The sequence below is a fragment of the Enterobacter sp. Sphag1F genome (assembly GCF_014193275.1).
Classification (GTDB): Bacteria; Pseudomonadota; Gammaproteobacteria; order Enterobacterales; family Enterobacteriaceae; genus Pantoea; species Pantoea symbiotica.
In genome coordinates this window covers 1-1350 of sequence record NZ_JACHZD010000016.1, presented here as the reverse complement: position 1 = coordinate 1350, position 1350 = coordinate 1, and the positions used below count along the sequence as shown (strand labels likewise).

At 53.5% G+C, this 1350-nt stretch carries 2 rRNA genes; both read right to left on the bottom strand.

From position 1 onward, the window contains the following. Positions 1-86 (bottom strand): 5S ribosomal RNA (rrf, locus tag FHW71_RS23920); the annotation flags it as partial. Positions 87-191: 105 nt separating this feature from the next. Continuing rightward, positions 192-1350: ribosomal RNA gene (locus tag FHW71_RS23915) — 23S ribosomal RNA — on the bottom strand; the annotation flags it as partial.

Genomic DNA, 1350 nt, shown 5'->3' with positions numbered 1-1350 from the left:
GACCCCACACTACCATCGGCGCTACGGCGTTTCACTTCTGAGTTCGGCATGGGGTCAGGTGGGACCACCGCGCTAAAGCCGCCAGGCAAATTCTGCTGCAAAAACGAATAACATCCGCTTCCGCTGATTCTTTAATCCGTAAACAAGCTGAAAATATCCGGTCTCTCAGACCAAAACGCCTCTGGCGTTGTAAGGTTAAGCCTCACGGGTCATTAGTACCGGTTAGCTCAACGCATCGCTGCGCTTACACATCCGGCCTATCAACGTCGTAGTCTTCAACGTCCCTTCAGGACTCTCAAGGAGTCAGGGAGAACTCATCTCGGGGCAAGTTTCGTGCTTAGATGCTTTCAGCACTTATCTTTTCCGCACTTAGCTACCGGGCAATGCCATTGGCATGACAACCCGAACACCAGTGGTGCGTTCACTCCGGTCCTCTCGTACTAGGAGCAACCCCCCTCAATTCTCCAGCGCCCACGGCAGATAGGGACCGAACTGTCTCACGACGTTCTAAACCCAGCTCGCGTACCACTTTAAACGGCGAACAGCCGTACCCTTGGGACCTACTTCAGCCCCAGGATGTGATGAGCCGACATCGAGGTGCCAAACACCGCCGTCGATATGAACTCTTGGGCGGTATCAGCCTGTTATCCCCGGAGTACCTTTTATCCGTTGAGCGATGGCCCTTCCATTCAGAACCACCGGATCACTATGACCTGCTTTCGCACCTGCTCGAGCCGTCACTCTCGCAGTCAAGCTGGCTTATGCCATTGCACTAACCTCCTGATGTCCGACCAGGATTAGCCAACCTTCGTGCTCCTCCGTTACTCTTTGGGAGGAGACCGCCCCAGTCAAACTACCCACCAGACACTGTCCGCAGCCCGGATTACGGGCCTACGTTAGAACATCAAACATTAAAGGGTGGTATTTCAAGGTTGGCTCCACGCAGACTGGCGTCCACGCTTCAAAGCCTCCCACCTATCCTACACATCAAGGCTCAATGTTCAGTGTCAAGCTATAGTAAAGGTTCACGGGGTCTTTCCGTCTTGCCGCGGGTACACTGCATCTTCACAGCGATTTCAATTTCACTGAGTCTCGGGTGGAGACAGCCTGGCCATCATTACGCCATTCGTGCAGGTCGGAACTTACCCGACAAGGAATTTCGCTACCTTAGGACCGTTATAGTTACGGCCGCCGTTTACCGGGGCTTCGATCAAGAGCTTCTCCTTGCGGATAACCCCATCAATTAACCTTCCGGCACCGGGCAGGCGTCACACCGTATACGTCCACTTTCGTGTTTGCACAGTGCTGTGTTTTTAATAAACAGTTGCAGCCAGCTGGTATCTTCGACTG